Origin of the sequence: Arthrobacter ginkgonis (genome assembly GCF_039540195.1) — a bacterium.
Taxonomy (GTDB): domain Bacteria; phylum Actinomycetota; class Actinomycetes; order Actinomycetales; family Micrococcaceae; genus Zafaria; species Zafaria ginkgonis.
This window is the reverse complement of the sequence record NZ_BAABEO010000019.1, coordinates 231,129-249,764: the sequence shown is the minus strand read 5'-3', so window position 1 is coordinate 249,764 and position 18,636 is coordinate 231,129. Positions and strand designations below refer to the sequence as shown.

The following is an 18,636-nucleotide window of genomic DNA, read 5'->3' as shown; positions in this document are numbered from 1 at the left end:
GGCTAACCGACGGATCCTTCCATCTGCAGTTCAATGAGGCGGTTCAGTTCGAGGGCGTATTCCATCGGCAGCTCGCGGGCGATGGGCTCGATGAAGCCGCGCACGATCATGGCCATGGCCTCGTCCTCGGCCAGGCCGCGGGACATCAGGTAGAACAGCTGCTCTTCGCTGACGCGGGAGACGGTCGCCTCGTGGCCCATCGTGACGTCGTCCTCGCGGACGTCGATGTACGGGTAGGTGTCCGAGCGGGAGATCGTGTCCACCAGCAGCGCGTCGCAGACCACCGAATTCTTGGAGCCCTTGGCGCCCTCGCGGACCTGGACCAGGCCGCGGTAGGCCGAACGTCCGCCGTTGCGGGCCACGGACTTGGCCACGATCGAGGAGGAGGTGTTCGGCGCGATGTGGACCATCTTGGAGCCGGTGTCCTGGTGCTGGCCCTCGCCGGCGAAGGCGATGGAGAGGGTCTCGCCCTTGGCGTGCTCGCCGACCAGGTACACGGCCGGGTACTTCATGGTGACCTTGGAACCGATGTTGCCGTCCACCCATTCCATGGTGGCGCCGGCCTCGCAGACGGCGCGCTTGGTGACCAGGTTGTAGACGTTGGTGGACCAGTTCTGGATGGTCGTGTAGCGGACGCGGGCGCCCTTCTTCACGATGATCTCCACCACGGCCGAGTGCAGCGAGTCGGACTGGTAGATCGGGGCGGTGCAGCCCTCGATGTAGTGGACGTAGGAGTCCTCGTCGGCGATGATCAGCGTGCGCTCGAACTGGCCCATGTTTTCCGTGTTGATGCGGAAGTAGGCCTGCAGCGGGATCTCGACGTGCACGCCCTTGGGGACGTACACGAAGGAGCCTCCGGACCACACGGCGGTGTTCAGCGAGGCGAACTTGTTGTCGCCCACCGGAATGATGGTGCCGAAGTACTCCTTGAAGATCTCCGGGTGTTCCTTCAGCGCCGTGTCGGTGTCCAGGAAGATGACGCCCTGGGCCTCCAGGTCCTCGCGGATCTGGTGGTAGACGACCTCGGATTCGTACTGCGCCGCAACGCCGGAGACCAGGCGGGAGCGCTCAGCCTCGGGGATGCCCAGCTTCTCGTAGGTGTTGCGGATGTCTTCCGGCAGGTCCTCCCACGTGGCGGCCTGCTTCTCGGTGGAGCGCACGAAGTACTTGATGTTGTCGAAGTCGATGCCGCTGAGGTCCGGGCCCCAGGTCGGCATCGGCTTGCGCTCGAAGTACTTCAGGCCCTTCAGGCGAAGGTCGAGCATCCATTCGGGCTCGCTCTTCTTCGCGGAGATGTCCCGCACGACGTCCTCGTTGATGCCACGCTTGGCGTTGGCGCCGGCGTCGTTCTTGTCGGACCAGCCGTATTCGTAGTTGCCGATGCCATGGAGTTCTGGGTTCTTCTCCAGGATCTCGGCAATCACGCCGGGGTCGGCGGACTCCTGTGCAATCTGATCCGTCATCGCGGCCTCTCCTGCTTCGTGATCTTGACTCGAGTTCTCTTCTCAGCGCGCTGAGGAGCATGGTTGCGGCCCACGGGAATGTGGGTCGTACAGACGTGGCCGCCTCCGGCCAACGTGGACAGGCGCCGCACGTCGACGCCGAGGAGGCGGGAAAAGGCCTGGGTTTCCTTCTCGCAGAAGACCGGGAATTCCCGGGCCAGGTCCTGGATGGGGCAGTGCCCTTGGCACAGCTGGACGCTGAGCATGGTGGCGCGGGGCAGGTTCGTCCCGACGGAGCGGGTGGAGCCGACGAACCCGTCGGCGCTCAACGCGGCGGAGAGCGCGTCGGCGCGGGCGGCCAGCGACTCGCCGGCGGCCTCGACGGCGGGGCGGTAGCGCCGCTCCATGGCCTCGAAGCGGCGCGCGGCGAAGGCGTCGACCGCCTCGGGGCCGGCGGCGCGGCCGAGTTCGGCGAGGGCTTCGGTGGCGATGTCCAGGTAGTCGTTGCCGAGCTTGGCCTGGCCGCGGTGGCTGAGCACGTAGCGGCGGGCTGGCCGTCCGGCGCCGGTGGACTGGTTGGCGACAAGCTTCACCTCAACCAGGCCTTGGCGGCTGAGGGCATCGAGGTGGCGGCGGACCGCGGCGGGCGTGAAGCCGAGCAGTTCGCCGAGTTCCGCGGCGCTGACCGGCCCCTCTTCCAACACCGCGTGCAGCACGCGGTCGCGGGTGCGCTCCTCGTTTTCCGGGAGCCCGGCCGTTGCGCGGACCACAGGGTCCGGCCCGGGCACGGTTTGCTGGGAAGAATACACAACACAATCATGCGCTAATGACCATCCCGCCGCTAGTAAGGACGGGCTTAGTCGAACCAGTCACGCGCCGGGCGCCCGCCGCGTGTCCAGTAGAATGGTTCGGTGCCCGCAGCCGAACCCAGCCTCGTCGTCGACCGTCTCCGCAAGGACTTCGGTCCCGTCGCCGCCCTCGACGGGCGCATGGTGCGCGTCCTGAACGGCATCAGCCTCAGCGCCTCCCCCGGCCGGGTCACCACGCTGCTGGGCTCCAACGGCGCGGGCAAGTCCACCACCCTCGCCTGCGCGCAGGGGCTCCTGAAGGCCGACGGCGGGACGGTGCGCCTGCTCGGCGAGGACCCCGCCGCAGCCGGCAGCCAACTGCGTTCGCGCGTGGGAGTCATGCTCCAGGACGGCGGCCTGCCGCCCTCGGCCAAGCCGATGCAGCTGCTGCGCCACGTGGCCGGGATGTACCGCCACCCGGCCGACGTCAACGCGCTGGCCGAGCGGCTGGGCATCCACGGCTTCTCCCACACCAGCATCCGGCGGCTTTCCGGGGGCCAGCGCCAGCGCGTTGCCCTGGCCGCGGCCCTGGCCGGAAACCCCGAGGTCGTGTTCCTCGACGAGCCCAGCGCCGGCCTGGACCCGCAGTCGCGCCAGACGGTCTTCGACCTGATCGGCGAACTCCGCGACCGGGGCCTGTGCATCGTGCTGACCACGCACCTGATGGAGGACGCCCAGCGCCTCTCCGACTACGTCTACATCATCGACGGGGGCGTGAACGTCGCCCAGGGAACCGTCGCCGAGCTGACCGCCCGCGCCTCGGCCGACGCCGACGCGCGCACCCTGGAGTTCTCCGCCCGCCCGGGTCTGGAGCCCCCACTGTGGACGGAGGGGCGCTCGGTCGTGGAGGTGTCGGCGGGCCGGTACCTGGTGAACGGGCTGCGCACCCCCGCCGACCTCGCCGACCTCGCCGCCTGGTGGCAGCGGCTGGGGGTCTTCCCCGACGCCGTCTCCATGCAGCCGCGCACGCTCGAGGACGTCTTCCTGGAAATCGCCGAAGGAGGCACCCGTGCCTGAGGGCAACGCCGCCCCGCAAGTGGTGCGGATCCTGCGCCACGGGGGGTATGAGACCCGCGCCATGCTGCGCAACGGCGAACAGCTGGTGCTTGCCGTCGTCCTGCCGGTCATGGCCCTGTTCGGTCTGGTCTTCACCGACCTGATCGACGGCGTCGCGGACAGCCGCATCGACGCGGCCGCGCCTGGGGTGCTGGCGCTGTGCGTGATGTCCACCGCCTTCACCGGGCAGGGCATCGCGACCGGCTTCGACCGCCGCTACGGCGTGCTCCGCTTCCTGTCCACCACCCCGCTGGGGCGCGCCGGGCTGGTCTTCGGCAAGGCGATCGCCGTGGTGGCCGTGCTGATGGTCCAGCTTGTCGTGGTCGGCGGCACCGCCCTGGCCATGGGCTGGCGTCCCGACCCGGCCGGCATCCCGCTGGGGCTGTTCCTGCTGCTGCTCGGGGCCGCCGCCTTCACCGCGCTGGGCCTGTGGATCGCCGGCACGGTCCGCCCGGAGGCGACCCTCGCGATCACGAACCTGGTCTGGGTGCTGCTCGCGGCCGCGGGCGGGATCCTCATCCCCGGCACACGGCTGCCAGGAGCCATGCAGTCGGTTGTGGACCTGCTGCCGTCCGCGGCGCTGGGCGATGCCCTCCGCGCCGCCCTCATCGAGGGCCGCCTGGACGGGGCAGCCCTTGTCATCCTGCTGGTGTGGGCCCTCCTCGCCGGTTTCGCCGCCACCCGCTGGTTCAAGTGGAACTAGCCCAATTGGAGCTGAACGCATGACCACCGCCACCGCGCCCCTCGCCCGCCTGGGCGACCGCCTGCCGACCCGGATCACCCCCGGCGTCCACCGCCTCGCCGTGGCCTCGCTGGTCTCCGAGGTCGCCATCATCGTCACCGGCGGGGCGGTCCGCCTGACCAAGTCGGGCCTCGGCTGCGCCGAGTGGCCCAACTGCATGCCGGGGACCATGACCCCCACCGCGGAGATGGGCATCCACGGCCTGATCGAGTTCGGCAACCGCATGCTCACGTTCGTGCTGGCCGCCATCGCCGTGGCCATGCTCGTGTCCGTCTGGAAGGGCCGCAAGGAGCACCGCACCGTGTTCGGCCTGGCCACGGCCCTGCTCGCTGGCATCCCGCTGCAGGCCGTCATCGGAGGCATCACGGTGTGGTCGGACCTGAACCCGTGGGTGGTGGGCCTGCACTTCGTGGCCTCGTCGCTGATGGTTTCGGCGGCCACCCTGATGGTGAACCGCACCGGGAGGGTGGTGCGCGGGGAGGCGTCCATCGCCGTTCCCCCGCTGACCGGCACCCAGCGCAGTCTCGGCTGGGCGATCCTGGTGGTCTCCGCCGTCGCGATCTACCTCGGCACCATCGTCACCGGCACCGGCCCGCATGCCGGTGACGCCGCCGCCCCGCGCCACGGCTTCGATGCTCTGACGGTCACCCGCCTGCACGCGGTCCCGGTCTACCTGCTGGTGGGGGCAACGGTCCTGGCGCTGTTCCTCGCGTTCCGCTCCCCCACCTCCGCCGGACTGCGCCGGGCGCTGGTGCTGCTGTCCGCCGTCCTGGTCCTCCAGGCCGGCATCGGCTACTGGCAGCACTTCACCGGCCTGCCCGTGGGGCTGGTGCTGGCCCACATGCTCGGCGCGGCGCTGCTGGCGGCCGCGGCCACGAACGTCTGGGACCGCTCGACGGGCCGCTTCCCGCTGTAGCGCGCGGGGCTTTTCCGGCTTCAGCTGAAGATGTCCGCCACGTACCGTCCGTGGCGGCGCTCCACCTCGTCCATCCAGGCGTTGGCCTCCGCCTCCGTGGCACCGGTGGCCTCCCGGTAGATCCGCACGCAGGTGTCCCGCACGCGCGGCGCCATGTGCTTGCCGTCGCCGCAGAGGTAGAAGGTGGCGCCCTGCCGGACCAGGTCCACGACGTCGGCCCGGTCCGCCCAGAGCCGGTCCTGGACGTAGCGCTGCCCGTCCTCGGGGGCTGCGGAGAACGCTGGCCGGATGTCCAGGTTGGCCTCGCCGGCCCACCCGGCCAGCTCGTCGCGGTACAGGAAGTCGGTGTCCGGGGCGCGGCAGCCGAAGAACAGCAGCGACTTCGCCGGAACGGTTCCCTCCGTCTGGGCCTGCAGCGCCCGGTCCTGGATGAAGCCACGGAACGGGGCCAGCCCGGTCCCGGCGCACACCATCACCAGCGGCGTCTCCAGCGATTCCGGCGGATGGAAGGCCGCATTGGAGGGCCGGACCGCGACGGCGACCCGGGTTCCGAGCCGCGCTTGGGCCAGGTAGGTCGAGGCGGCCCCCTCGAAGGTTCCCCGGCCGGACCAGGCCGGTTCCCGCACCACCGCGAAGGTCAGCGCCACGTGGTCGGGGCTCCAGCGCGGGGAGGATGAGATCGAATACCGCCGCGGCGCCAGCTGGGTGAGCATCTGCAGGTACGAGGTGAAGGACAGCAGGCAGGAGGGGTAGGCCGCCAGCAGGTCCAGGACGCTGATCCGCTTCTCCAGGATCTCCGCCGCGTGCCGCGCACGGTCCTCGGCGAAGGCCTCCAGGTTCGCGCGGTGCCCGGGGTCGCCGGCGACGTCGGCCAGGTGCTCGATCTGCTGCCGGGTCGCCGGCGCGGCCAGCTCGACGTAGCTGCTGAGCAGTTCCCCGACCGCCACCGGCGTGCCGGTGGGCAGGAAGGTGTCCCCCCGCTCCATGCCCAGGACCACCTGGGCGTCGTAGTCCAGCCCGAAATGGGTCAGGGCGCGCTGGATGAGGCCACTGGGGTTCAGCGGCAGCACCGCGAGGTAGTCGCCGGTGCGGTAGGTCATCCCGTCCGGCAGCGCGATCTCCAGGTGCCGCTTGGAGCGGGCCCCCTCCCGGCTGGTGTCCACCAGTTCCCGATTCGCCACCACGGTGCCCATGGAGAGCCCGTTCTGGCGCAGCAGCGGCTCCCGGATGCTGCCCACGAACCTGACCTCCAGCTGCGGCTGGGCGGGCGGAGCGGCCGTGCTCTGCCCCAGGGCGGCGTCCACGGCGGGCCAGAAGCCGGCGTACCACTCCTCGAAGTCGCCGAAGAAGTCGGCCCGGGCGTCCGCCGCCCCGCGCCGGTACACCCGGGTGGCGCCGGCCGCGGCCAGCCTCTCGTCGATCTCCGTGGGTATGGCCTGGTAGGTGCGGGCCCAGTCCCGATTTCCGTTGCCGAAGACGGCGTAGCGGACCCCCTCCAGGTCCCCCGGGGCCAGATGCGCGGCCCAGGCCACGAATTGGCGGGCGTTGTCCGGGGGCTGCCCCTCGTAGGAGGAGGTGACGATCGCGACGATGCCCTCGGCAGGCAGCCCGGCGGCCCGGCCGCGGGCGGGGCCCTCCCCCACGCCGTCCACGGCTGAGTCCAGCGGAGCCAGCGTCGGGGTGTAGCCGCGCCGGCCGGCGTCGTTGGCGATGCGCTGGGCGAACTCCTTGGAGGTCCCGGCGTTGGAGCCGTAGAGCACCCGGACCGGGATGCCGTTGGGCGCGGCGGCCGGGGCGGGTGCGGCCCGGGTGGCGACGGCGGCACCCGATCCCCTGGCCTCCCCGGCGCGGATCCGCACGTTGCGCCGCCGCACGTGGATGTAGAGGCCTTCCGGCTTCATGGTCAGGGTGTGCTTGATCTTCAGCTCGTAGTCCGGGTCCGCCGCGGTGATGTCGAACCGCTGCAGCAGCTTGGCCAGCATCAGGGTGGCCTCCTGCAGGGCGAATCCGCGGCCGATGCAGGAGCGCTGGCCGTTGCCGAAGGGCTTCCACGCGTTGGCGGGGATCGTCACGGCGCGCTCCGGGGAAAACCGGTCAGGGTCGAAGATCTCGGCGTCCTCGCCCCACGCGGCCTTGTCCCGGTGCAGCTGCGGCAGCAGCACCATGATGGTCTGTCCGGCGGGCACCCGGTAGCGGCCGCCGAGGACGGTGTCCTCGTACGGGGCGACGTTGAACGCCGGCGCCGTGGGCCACAGCCGCAGCGTCTCCTTGAGGATTTGGTCGAGGTACCCCAGCCGCGGGAGGTGCTCGAAGCGGACGGCGTCGGCGCCCACCACCTCATCCACCCGGTCGCGCGCCGTGGCCAGCACGCCGGGATGGCGCAGCAGCTCGTAGATCGCGAACGTCAGCAGCCCGCTGGTGGTCTCGTGGCCGGCCACGAGGAAGGTGACCATCTGGTTGCGGATGTTCTCCTCGGAGAGCCGTTCGCCCGTCACCGGGTCGGCGGCGTTGAGCATGGTGTCCAGGATGTCTTCCTGGCCGGCCGGACTCGGGTTCCGCCGCCGGTCGCTGATGATCTGGTCGGCGACCTCGAACATCAGGGCGTTGTCTTCCTGGAGCTGGTGGCGGCTGCGCACCATGATCCTGTTCTGCACCGGCAGCCGGCGCGACCGCTCCCGGGAGGCCACCAGCGCGCGGACCATGGCCCCGACGAACGGATGCATCTCCTCGCGGTAGAGGCTGTTGAACCGGTAGCTGAACGAGCACAGGGCGATCGTGTCCAGCGTCAGGCGGGTGGCGTTGTCCGAGACGTCGATCCGGGCCGCCGGGCCGAGCCGCTCCCACTTGAGCATCAGCTGCTCGGCGATGTCGTCCATGCCCGTGAACATCCGCCGCAGCGCCGCGGGCCCGAACGCCGGCATGAGGATCCGGTGCGCCTTCTGCCAGTTGGGCTCCTGCGTCTCGGCGGTGAACAGGCCGTCGCCGATGAACCCCCGCACCTCGCGCAGGGCAATGCCCAGCACCTTGCCGAAGCGGGTTTCGTCGCACACCTCGTTGACCAGCTCCTGGGAGGAGACCACGACGATGTTCCGGTTGAAGACCTGCATGCGCACGATCGGGCCGTACTCCTCGGCCACCTTGACCATGCCCAGGACGCCCTGGCTGGCGTCGATGTCGTTGAGGTTGCCGACCACCGGGCGCGTGGGCGGCTGCGGGATGGGGGTTTCTGACGGGGGCATCGCTTCTCCTCGGCGGTCACGGGCCGTCGCTGGAGGGAAGTGAGTGCAGCCGGCCCCGGTGTTCCTTGCCAACCGGCACCCACGATACGCCGACGCGCGAAGCTGGAGTAGGCCGGCGCCGAACCTGAATCCGGGATTCACCCGCTCCGAAGACGGAACGGTGCGCCGTACGCCGCGCTAGGAGTCAAAGCCAAAATCGAGGCGCGTGTAAAACCGGCCCTCAAGCAGCACGCGATTGCGCTCCGGCGGACTCTCCAGCCCGTCATAACGACGGCCGTAAACCACGAGCGCGGCGGCCGCCCTGTGTTTCCAGAAGGACTCGTCCCGCGGTTCCAGGGAGCCGGTGCCCGGCTTGTCAGTGGGCAGGCAGCCGAAGGCTTCGAACGTGTAGTAGCGGTACTCGTCTCCCGTGACGGGATCCGCGGCATGGTTGAGTCGCGCCTCGAAAGGTATGCGGGTTTCGCCCTGCGTCATCAGGAAGACCTTGACATGCGACCTCTGGGCCGTTCGGGTCAGCACCACCGAGGTCTCCGACTCGGGTTCGAAAACCCGCTTTCCGCCGTCTTCGGCCACGTCGATCCGGAACATCCATCCCCCAGCATCCCCCCATGGCGTCGGGACATGACACCACGCCCATCCTAGGGAGTTGCCGCTCGTCAGGAAATGGACATTCCGGAATGGCCGTGGCGCCGGTGGCCGTCCTGGCGCGCGCTCACGCGCAGGTCCTTCAGCGGGGACCTGCGGCAAGGTCAGCGCTGGAAGAGCGGCTCTCCGACGAAGGGGTCGATCGCCAGGGCGACGAAGACCAGCGTCAGGTAGGTGATGGAGATGTGGAAGACCTTCATGGCCTTCTTGTTCATGTCCTGCGGGCTGTGTTCGCGGCGGGCCTCGCGGTAGAGGACGTGCGATTCGTAGATGAACCAGCCGCCGGACACCGCCGCGATGACGGTGTAGACGATGCCGGCGTAGCCCATCGGGGCCAGCAGCAGCGAGCAGACCACCGTGGCCCAGGCGTAGAGCACCACCTGCACGGAGACGGTGCGCGCGTTGGCGATGGCGCCGAGCATCGGAACCTGGGCGGCCGAGTAGTCCTCCGCGTACTTCATGGACAGCGGCCAGTAGTGCGGCGGGGTCCAGAGGAAGATGATCAGGAACAGGATGATCGCCGGCCACTCGACCGTGTTGGTCACCGCGGCCCAGGCGATCAGCACCGGCATGCAGCCGGCGATGCCGCCCCAGACGATGTTCTGCGCGGTGCGGCGCTTGAGGATCAGCGTGTAGAGGACCACGTAGAACAGGATCGCGGCCAGGCCCAGCCCGGCGGTCAGCACGTTGGTGCCGGCCCACAGGACGGCGATCGAGGCGACGCCCAGGGCCCAGGAGAACACCAGCGCCTCGCGCGGGGTCACCTCGCCGGTGACCAGCGGACGTCCCTCGGTGCGGTGCATGACCTTGTCGATGTCCCGGTCGAAGTAGCAGTTGAAGGCGCCGGAGCTGCCGGCGGCCATGGCGCCGCCGAGCAGCGTGGCGACCATCGTGACCACGTCCGGGAAGCCGCGCTGGGCGAAAATCATCGTGGGCAGGGTGGTGACAAGCAGCAGTTCCACGACACGCGGCTTGGTCAGGGCCAGATAGGCCTTCGCCTTGCGTCCAACGAAACCGCCCAGGGCTTCTCCGGGCTGGCGCGCCGCGCGGCTCGGAGCCGCGGCAGCACGAACGGTGTTCACTGACATGCCACTCAGTTCTCTGGGGGATTTGGACAGACTGGGTAATCATACCCTTTTACGCGCGGTAGAAAACGGCGCGGTGGGGCGGCCCCGGCCACGGGCCCGCCGGGAACACCCATTTCGGGCGCCGCAAAAAACGGAAATGCCCGGCCCCACCGGGATAAGGTGGGAAAGGATGCGCCGGTGCCCAGTCTCCCTTCCTTCCGGCGGGGCGGACACAGGCGGCGCAATCGCATGTCCCGGAGCTGGGCCCGGGGAGTGCATCATGCTGATCACACAGAGAGGGACCACACCGTGGCGCCACAGTCAGACGTTCGGGAATTGACATGGACCGAGCTGGACCAGCGGGTGGTCGACACCGCGCGCGTTCTGGCCGCGGATGCCGTCGAGAAGGTCGGCAACGGCCACCCCGGCACCGCGATGAGCCTTGCCCCGGCGGCCTACCTGCTCTTCCAGCAGCACCTGCGCCATGATCCGTCCGATCCGGAGTGGGTGGGCCGGGACCGCTTCGTCCTCTCCCCCGGGCACACCTCCCTGACCCTGTACCTGCAGCTGTTCCTTTCCGGCTACGGCCTGGAGCTGGAGGACATCGAGTCCCTGCGCACCTGGGGCGCCAAGACCCCGGGCCACCCGGAGTACGGCCACACCGCCGGCGTGGAGATCACCACCGGCCCGCTCGGCCAGGGCCTGGCCTCCGCCGTCGGCTTCGCCTACGCGCAGCGCCGCATGCGCGGGCTGCTGGACCCGGAGGCCCCGGCCGGCACCAGCCCGTTCGACCACACCGTGTGGGTCATCGCCTCCGACGGCGACCTCCAGGAAGGCGTGACCTCCGAGGCCTCGTCGCTGGCCGGGCACCAGGAGCTGGGCAATCTGGTGGTGGTGTACGACGAGAACCACATCTCCATCGAGGACGACACCGACATCGCCTTCACCGAGGACGTGCTGGCCCGCTACGCGGCCTACGGCTGGCACACCCAGCGCGTGGACTGGACCGAGACGGGCGAGTACGTGGAGGACATGGCGGCGCTGCACGACGCGCTTCTGGCCGCGAAGGCCGAAACCGGGCGCCCGTCCATCATTTCGCTGCGCACCATCATCGGCTGGCCGGCCCCCACCAAGCAGAACACCGGCAAGATCCACGGTTCGGCCCTGGGCGCGGCCGAGCTCGCCGCCCTCAAGGAGGCCCTGGGCTTCGACCCGGCCGCGAACTTCGCGGTCTCCCCCGAGGTGCTGGACCACGCCCGCGAGGTGGCCACCCGCGGCGCCGAGTCCCACGCCGCCTGGGAGGAGTCCTTCGCCGCCTGGTCCGCCGCCAACCCCGAGCGCGCCGCCCTGCTGGAGCGGATCAACGCCGGCACGCTGCCCGACGGCTGGGAGGATGCCCTCCCGGTGTTCCCGGCCGGCCGCGACGTCTCCACCCGCGCCGCCTCCGGCAAGGTCCTCAACGCGATCGGCCCGGAACTGCCCGAGCTGTGGGGCGGCTCCGCCGACCTCGCCGAATCGAACAACACCACCATCGAGGGCAGCGGCTCCTTCATCCCCGCCTCCCGCCAGACCCACGCCTGGAAGGGCGGCCCGTACGGGCGCGTGCTGCACTTCGGCATCCGCGAGCACGCCGCGGCGTCGATCGTGAACGGCATCGTGCTCTCCTCCGGCACCCGCGCGTTCTCCGGCACCTTCCTGATCTTCTCCGACTACCAGCGCCCCGCCATCCGGCTTTCGGCGCTGATGGGCGTGCCCTCCATCTACGTGTGGACGCACGACTCGATCGGCCTGGGCGAGGACGGCCCGACGCACCAGCCGGTGGAGCAGCTGGCCTCCCTGCGCGCCATCCCCAACCTGGACGTGGTCCGCCCGGCGGACGCCAACGAGGTCGCCTGGGCCTGGAAGACCATCCTGGAAAACACTTCCAACCCGGCCGGCATCGTCCTCACCCGGCAGAACCTGCCGGTGTACGACCGTCCCGCCGACGGCGGCATCGGCGACGCCTCCGGCGTCGCGCGCGGGGCCTACGTGCTGGCCGAGGCCACCGCCAACGGCGAAGCGACCCGGCCCCAGGTCCTGCTGCTGGCCACCGGCTCCGAGGTCCAGCTGGCCATGGAGGCCCGCGAGGCCCTGCAGGCGGACGGCATCGCCACCCGCGTCGTGTCCCTCCCGTGCCTGGAGTGGTTCGCCAAGCAGGACGCCGCCTACCGCGAGTCGGTCCTGCCTTCGGAGGTCCGCGCCCGCGTCTCCGTCGAGGCCGGCGTCGGCCAGGGCTGGCGCGAACTGGTCGGCGACGCCGGCCGGATCGTCTCCCTGGAGCACTTCGGCGCCAGCGCCGACTACAAGACGCTCTTCCGCGAGTTCGGCATCACCTCCGAGGCCGTGGCCGCGGCCGCCCGCGAAAGCCTGGCCGCCACCCGCTAGCGCCCACGGGCGGGCGCCGGACCCGGCGCCCGCCCTGGCCGCTCCACCGGGCCCCGCCCGCCCCACCTGACGTACAACGGAAGGACACGACCCGTGAGCAACCCCAACACCCAGGCACTCTCCGATGCCGGAGTCTCCATCTGGCTCGACGATCTCTCGCGCGAACGCCTCGAATCCGGTTCGCTGGCGGCCCTGGCCGCCGAACGAAACGTGGTCGGCGTGACCACCAACCCCTCGATCTTCGCCGCCGCGCTGAAGAACGGACACGCGTACGAGGGCCAGGTGGCCCAGCTGGCCGCGGCCGGCGCCGACGTCGAGCACGCCGTCTTCGAGATCACCACCGACGACGTCGCGGCCGCCTGCGACCTGTTCGCGCCGGCCGCCGCCGCCACCGGCGGCGTCGACGGCCGCGTCTCGATCGAGGTCGATCCCCGGCTGGCCCGCGACACCGAGAGCACGGTCGCCGAGGCCGTGAAGCTGCACGCCCGCGTGGACCGCGACAACGTCCTGATCAAGATCCCGGCCACGGTCGAGGGCCTGGAAGCCATCAGCGCTACCCTGGCCGCCGGCATCAGCGTCAACGTGACCCTGATCTTCTCCCTGGAGCGCTACCGCGCCGTCATCAACGCCTTCGTGCTCGGCCTGGAGCAGGCCCGCGAGAACGGCCACGACCTGTCCGCGATCCACTCGGTCGCCTCCTTCTTCGTCTCCCGCGTCGACACCGAGATCGACAAGCGGCTCGACGCGATCGGCACCGACGAGGCCGCAGCCCTCAAGGGCAAGGCCGGGCTCGCCAACGCCCGCCTGGCCTACCAGGTGTACGAGGAGCTGTTCTCCTCCGAGCGCTGGAAGCTGCTGGCCGAAGCCGGCGCCCGCCCGCAGCGCCCGCTCTGGGCCTCGACCGGCGTGAAGGACCCGGCCTACCCGGACACCCTCTACGTCACCGGGCTCGTCGCCGCGCACGTGGTCAACACCATGCCGGAGAAGACCCTGGAGGCCACCGCCGACCACGGCGAGGTCATCGGCGACACCATTGCCGGAACCTACGGCGCCTCCGAGGCCGTGCTCGACGCCCTCGCGCACCTGGGCATCGACTACAACGAGGTCGTCGGGCTGCTCGAGGAGGAGGGCCTGGCGAAGTTCGAGGCCTCCTGGGACGAGCTGCTCGAGGACGTCGCCCTGGCCCTGAACTCCTCCAAGATCGGGGGCTAGGACATGACCTCACTTGGATTCGAAGCCACCGGCGCGGCCCTGGACGCCATCGAGGCGCACGTCCCGCAGCTGGTCGCCGACCGGGTCGCCTCGCGGCTGGCCGCCAAGGACGCCACGCTGTGGGGCCCGGACGCCGTCGCCGAGGCCTCCATCCGGCTCGGCTGGATCGACCCCACGGCCGCCGCGCGTGCGCTGGTGGAGCCGATCCTTGCCCTGCGCGATGAACTGCGCGCCGAAGGCGTCGACCGCGTCGTGCTCGCCGGCATGGGCGGCTCCTCGCTGGCGCCGGAGGTCATCGCGGCGACGGCCGACGTCGAGCTGGTGGTGCTGGACAGCACCGACCCGGAGATGGTCGGCAACGCGCTCGGGGACCGCCTGTCCTCCTCGGTCCTGGTGGTTTCCTCGAAGTCCGGATCCACGGTGGAGACGGACTCGCAGCGCCGCGTCTTCGAGCAGGCCTTCAGCGACGCCGGCCTGGACCCGGCGACCCGCATCGTGGTGGTCACCGACCCCGGCTCCCCCATGGAGGAGCAGGCGCGCGCCGCCGGCTACCGCGCCGTGTTCACCGGCGACCCGCAGGTGGGCGGACGCTTCTCCGCGCTCACCGCGTTCGGGCTGGTCCCCACCGGCCTGGCCGGCGTCGACATCGAGGAACTCCTCGACGACGCGGAGGAAACCGCCGAGTTCCTGGCCGAGGACGACGAGGACAACATTGCGCTGTGCCTCGGGGCCGCGCTGGCCGGAACCCGCCCCCTGCGCGACAAGCTGGTCTTCGTCGACGAGGGGTCCGGGATCGTCGGATTCGCCGACTGGGCCGAGCAGCTCATCGCCGAATCCACCGGCAAGCTGGGCACCGGCGTGCTGCCGGTGGTCGCCGAACCGGGCGACCCCGAAACGGTCGCGGACGTGGACGACGTCCTGCTGGTCCGCCTGGTCGGCGAAGCCGCCGGGGAGGAAGACGCCATCGCCGAGGGGCCGCTGAGCCAGATCGCGGTGTCCGGGTCCCTGGGCGGGCAGCTGCTGCTGTGGGAATGGGCGACCGCCGTGGCCGGGAGGCTGCTGGGCATCAACCCCTTCGACCAGCCTGACGTGGAGGCCGCCAAGATCGCCGCCCGCGGCCTGCTGGATTCCACGCCCGAACAGGTTCCGGCCACCCTGGTCGACGGGGACGTGGAGCTGCGCGCCACCGACGGCCTGCTCGACGGCGTCTCCGGCCTGGATGGCGCCCTGGAGGCGCTGCTGGACGCGCTCCCGGAGAACGGCTACCTGAGCGTCCAGGCGTACCTGGACCGCTTGGGGTACGCCCCGCTGCAGGGGATCCGTCCCGAACTGGCCGCGGCCTCCGGGCGCCCCGTGACCTTCGGCTGGGGCCCGCGCTTCCTGCACTCCACCGGCCAGTACCACAAGGGCGGACCGGCGATCGGTGCCTACCTGCAGATCACCGGGGATTCGGCCGCGGACCTGAGCATTCCCGGCCGTCCGTTCACCTTCGGCGAGCTGATCGCGGCCCAGGCCGCAGGGGACGCCCAGGTCCTGGACAGCCTCAAGCGGCCGGTCCTGCGCCTGCACCTGGTGGACCGCCAGGCCGGCCTGCGCCAACTGCGCGATGCCGTCCGCCGGCTCGGCGCGCCGCGCGCGGGCGGCATCGGCTAGGGTCTAACACCGGCACAGCATTTCCGCGCACGGCATATTCACGCACGGCGCGGCACAACGAAAGCAGCACAACCACCCCATGCCACACACCACGTCAAGCAACCCGTTGCGTGACCGGAGGGACCGGCGGCTGAACCGCATCGCCGGCCCCTCCGCGCTGGTCTTCTTCGGAGTCACCGGCGACCTGGCCCGCAAAAAGCTCATTCCGGCGGTCTACGACCTTGCCAACCGCGGGCTCCTGCCCCCGGGCTTTGCCGTGGTGGGCTTCGGCCGCCGCGACTGGTCCCACGAGGACTTCAGGGAGCAGGCCCGCGAGTGGGTGCGCTCCAGCGCGCGCACCCCGTTCAACGAGACGGTGTGGGAGCAGCTCTCCGGCGGCTTCCGCTTCGTCAGTGGCGGCTTCGGGGACGACGACGCGTTCGACCGGCTCAGCGAGACGCTGGAGGAGCTCAAGGGAACGCGCGGCACGCGCGGCAACCACGTGTTCTACCTCTCCATCCCGCCGAACTCCTTCGAGCAGGTCTGCGAGCAGCTCTCCCGCCACGGCTTGGCCCGTGACGAGTCGGAGCACCCGGGGTGGAGCCGCGTGGTCATCGAAAAGCCCTTTGGGCACGACCTCGCCTCGGCCCGCGAGCTGAACGCGATCGTCGAGTCCGTCTTCCCGGCCGACTCGGTGTTCCGCATCGACCACTACCTGGGCAAGGAGACGGTGCAGAACCTGCTGGCGCTGCGCTTCGCCAACCAGCTGTTCGAGCCGATCTGGAACGCCAACCACGTCGACCACGTGCAGATCACCATGGCCGAGGACATCGGCATCGGCGGCCGCGCCGGCTACTACGACGGCGTCGGCGCGGCCCGCGACGTCATCCAGAACCACCTGCTCCAGCTGCTCGCGCTGACCGCCATGGAGGAGCCCATCTCCTTCGACGCGGACCAGCTGCGCGCGGAAAAGGAAAAGGTCCTCGCCGCTGTCCGCCTGCCCGATGACCTGTCCCGGCATTCGGCCCGCGGCCAGTACACCGGCGGCTGGCAGGGCGGCGAGAAGGTCACCGGCTTCCTGGAGGAGGAGGGCTTCAACCCGGCCTCGACCACCGAGACCTACGCGGCCATCCGGCTGGACATCAACACCCGCCGGTGGGCCGGCGTCCCGTTCTACCTGCGCGCCGGCAAGCGGCTCGGGCGGCGGGTGACGGAGATCGCCATCGTCTTCAAGAAGGCGCCGAACCTGCTCTTCCGCGACGTCTCCGACCCAGACTTCGGCCAGAACGCCGTCGTGATCCGGGTGCAGCCGGACGAGGGCGCCACCATCCGCTTCGGCTCCAAGGTCCCGGGCACCCAGATGGAGGTCAGGGACGTGACCATGGACTTCGGCTACGGCCACTCCTTCACCGAATCCAGCCCGGAGGCCTACGAGCGGCTCATCCTCGACGTCCTGCTGGGCGAGCCTCCGCTGTTCCCGCGGCACCAGGAGGTGGAGCTGTCCTGGAAGATCGTGGACCCGTTCGAGAAGTACTGGGCCTCGCTGCCCGACCAGCCCGAGCCCTACGCCCCCGGCAGCTGGGGCCCCGCCTCCGCCGACGAACTGCTCGCCCGCGACGGAAGGACGTGGCGCCGGCCATGATCGTCGAACTCAAGGACACCACCACCTCCCAGGTGGGCAAGAAGCTCGTCGAACTGCGCGAAAGCGGCGGCGTGGTGGCGCTGAGCCGGGTGCTGACCCTGGTGGTCATCAGCCGGGCCGGCTTCGAGGAGGACGCGATCGAGGCCGCCAACCTGGCCAGCCGCGAACACCCCTGCCGCGTGATCGTGGTCATCGAGGGGCGCAAGAACGCCAAGACCCGGCTGGACGCGCAGATCCGCGTGGGCGGCGACGCCGGCGCCTCCGAGGTGGTGCTGCTGCACGGGTACGGCGCCCTGTCGTCGGCGGACGAATCCCTGGTCGCCGCGCTGCTGCTGCCGGACGCGCCGATCGTGGTCTGGTGGCCCCACGGCGTTCCGGAGAACCCTGCGGCCACGCCCTTGGGCCGGATCGCACACCGCCGCATCACCGACTGCGCCAGCGAGAAGGACCCGCGCGCCGCCCTCTTCCGCATCGCGCGCACCGTCACCGCCGGCGACACGGACCTGGCCTGGACCAGGCTCACCCTCTGGCGTTCCCAGCTGGCCTCGGTCTACGACCAGCTCGACCCCACGCAGGTCAAGGCCGTGACGGTGAAGGGCGCCAGCGACTCCCCCAGCACGGTCCTGCTCGCGGCCTGGCTGACGCTCTGCCTGCGGCTGCCCGTGACCATCGCGTCCACCCCGGCCGGCACGGGCGTGCGCAGCGTCCGCTTCAGCAGCCTCGGCGGCGACATCGAGCTCTCCCGCCCCCACGGCGACGTCGCCGAGCTCTACCAGCCCGGCCACCCGGTCCAGCGCATCTCCCTGCCCCCGCGCGAACTGCCCGAGTGCCTGGCCGAGGAGCTGCGCCGGCTGGATCCCGACGAGGTTTTCGGCGAGGTCGTCCGCGCCGGATTGCCCCGCACCAACCTGAGGAGCGTGCGTGCCAGTGAACGCTGACCCGACCCCCGTTTCCCGTTCCCGCGTCCCCGGTGCCCGGGTGGTGGTCCATCCGGACGCGGCCACCCTGGCCGCCGCGGCCGCCGCCCGCCTGGTGGTGGCACTGCAGGACGCCCAGGCCGAGCGGGGAGAGGCGACCCTGGTGCTGACCGGCGGCAGCGTCGGCATCGGCACGCTGAAGGCGCTGGCCGGCTCCCCGGCCCTGACCGCCGTGGACTGGTCCCGGGTCAACCTCTGGTGGGGGGACGAACGCTTCGTCGAAGCCTCCAGCGCAGACCGAAACGCGGGCCAGGCCGAAGTGCTGCTCTCCGTGCTGGACGGGCTGGGCCTGGACCGCGGCCGGGTCCACCCGATGGGGCCCTCCGACACCTTCGCCACCCCGGAGGACGCCGCTGCCGACTATGCGCGGCAACTCGCTGCCGAGGCGGCCGACGGCGCCGACACCGACCTGCCCGTGCCCGTCATCGACGTGCTGCTGCTGGGCATGGGCCCCGATTCCCACGTCGCCTCGCTGTTCCCGGACCATGCCGGGGCCAGGACGCTGGAGGGAACGGCGATCGCCGTGCACGACTCCCCCAAGCCGCCCCCGCTGCGCGTCTCGCTGACCTTCGGGGCGATCAACACCGCCCGCCAGGTCTGGTTCCTCGTGGCCGGCCAGGACAAGGCCCCGGCCGTCGCCGTTGCGGTGAACGGCCAGGCCCCGCGCGAACGCGTCCCCGCCGCCGGGGCGGCCGGCACCCGGGCCACCCTGTGGCTGCTGGACGCCTCCGCGGCCTCGCTGATCTGATCCCACTCGCCGATTTGATCCCGGGCCTGCCCCGTTCCCGGACGTG

The 18,636-nt window shown here is 70.8% G+C and carries 14 protein-coding genes; 9 read left to right on the top strand and 5 right to left on the bottom strand.

The window, feature by feature from the left end:
• Positions 1-2: 2 nt before the first annotated feature.
• Entirely contained in the window at positions 3-1,463 is a 1,461-nt protein-coding gene (sufB, locus tag ABD912_RS14205) for a Fe-S cluster assembly protein SufB (RefSeq protein WP_345151693.1), read from the bottom strand.
• Complete coding sequence (locus ABD912_RS14200; protein ID WP_425548071.1) at positions 1,460-2,251, bottom strand: helix-turn-helix transcriptional regulator; 792 nt, start codon at positions 2,249-2,251, stop codon at positions 1,460-1,462. The genes sufB and ABD912_RS14200 overlap by 4 nt, the downstream gene beginning before the upstream one ends.
• Positions 2,252-2,353: 102 nt before the next feature.
• Here ABD912_RS14200 and ABD912_RS14195 point away from each other — a divergent pair, with 102 nt between their 5' ends.
• From ABD912_RS14195 to ABD912_RS14185, 3 genes are read left to right on the top strand one after another with little or no spacing between them, the layout of a single operon-like run.
• Positions 2,354-3,307 (top strand): ABC transporter ATP-binding protein, encoded by a 954-nt coding sequence (locus ABD912_RS14195; RefSeq protein ID WP_345151691.1) that lies wholly within the window; start codon positions 2,354-2,356, stop codon positions 3,305-3,307.
• Entirely contained in the window at positions 3,300-4,049 is a 750-nt protein-coding gene (locus tag ABD912_RS14190) for an ABC transporter permease (RefSeq protein ID WP_345151689.1), read from the top strand. Before ABD912_RS14195 ends, ABD912_RS14190 begins: the two co-directional genes overlap by 8 nt.
• Before the next feature lie 19 nt (positions 4,050-4,068).
• Positions 4,069-5,004: a COX15/CtaA family protein gene (locus tag ABD912_RS14185; RefSeq protein WP_345151685.1), complete on the top strand. Its 936-nt coding sequence runs from the start codon at positions 4,069-4,071 to the stop codon at positions 5,002-5,004.
• A gap of 20 nt (positions 5,005-5,024) precedes the next feature.
• On the opposite strand, the gene ABD912_RS14180 is transcribed toward ABD912_RS14185, so the two are convergent.
• The 3 genes from ABD912_RS14180 to ABD912_RS14170 all read right to left on the bottom strand — a co-directional run bounded on the left by ABD912_RS14180 (position 5,025) and on the right by ABD912_RS14170 (position 9,976).
• Positions 5,025-8,243 (bottom strand): bifunctional cytochrome P450/NADPH--P450 reductase, encoded by a 3,219-nt coding sequence (locus ABD912_RS14180; protein WP_345151684.1) that lies wholly within the window; start codon positions 8,241-8,243, stop codon positions 5,025-5,027.
• Between the two features lie 177 nt (positions 8,244-8,420).
• Positions 8,421-8,831 carry a hypothetical protein gene (locus tag ABD912_RS14175; RefSeq protein WP_345151682.1) on the bottom strand — a complete coding sequence of 137 codons (411 nt, stop codon included), beginning with the start codon at positions 8,829-8,831 and terminating at the stop codon, positions 8,421-8,423.
• Positions 8,832-8,992: 161 nt separating this feature from the next.
• Positions 8,993-9,976 carry a heme o synthase gene (locus ABD912_RS14170; RefSeq protein WP_345151680.1) on the bottom strand — a complete coding sequence of 328 codons (984 nt, stop codon included), beginning with the start codon at positions 9,974-9,976 and terminating at the stop codon, positions 8,993-8,995.
• Positions 9,977-10,291: 315 nt separating this feature from the next.
• Between ABD912_RS14170 and tkt the strand changes: the two genes are divergently transcribed.
• From tkt to pgl, 6 genes are all read left to right on the top strand, one after another.
• On the top strand, positions 10,292-12,379 hold the full coding sequence (gene tkt, locus ABD912_RS14165) for a transketolase (protein WP_425548070.1): 2,088 nt from the start codon (positions 10,292-10,294) through the stop codon (positions 12,377-12,379).
• 93 nt (positions 12,380-12,472) lie between these two features.
• Positions 12,473-13,591, top strand: coding sequence for a transaldolase (tal, locus tag ABD912_RS14160; protein ID WP_345151677.1), 1,119 nt, complete (start codon positions 12,473-12,475; stop codon positions 13,589-13,591).
• A gap of 3 nt (positions 13,592-13,594) precedes the next feature.
• The gene (locus ABD912_RS14155) at positions 13,595-15,244 is read left to right on the top strand and encodes a glucose-6-phosphate isomerase (protein WP_345151676.1); all 1,650 of its coding nucleotides are present in this window, start codon (positions 13,595-13,597) and stop codon (positions 15,242-15,244) included.
• Positions 15,245-15,323: 79 nt separating this feature from the next.
• Entirely contained in the window at positions 15,324-16,865 is a 1,542-nt protein-coding gene (zwf, locus tag ABD912_RS14150) for a glucose-6-phosphate dehydrogenase (protein WP_345151675.1), read from the top strand.
• Positions 16,862-17,803 (top strand): glucose-6-phosphate dehydrogenase assembly protein OpcA, encoded by a 942-nt coding sequence (locus ABD912_RS14145; protein ID WP_345151674.1) that lies wholly within the window; start codon positions 16,862-16,864, stop codon positions 17,801-17,803. Before zwf ends, ABD912_RS14145 begins: the two co-directional genes overlap by 4 nt.
• A complete protein-coding gene (gene pgl, locus ABD912_RS14140; RefSeq protein ID WP_425548079.1) occupies positions 17,793-18,590 on the top strand; it encodes a 6-phosphogluconolactonase in 798 nt (265 codons plus the stop codon). Before ABD912_RS14145 ends, pgl begins: the two co-directional genes overlap by 11 nt.
• Positions 18,591-18,636: the final 46 nt, after the last annotated feature.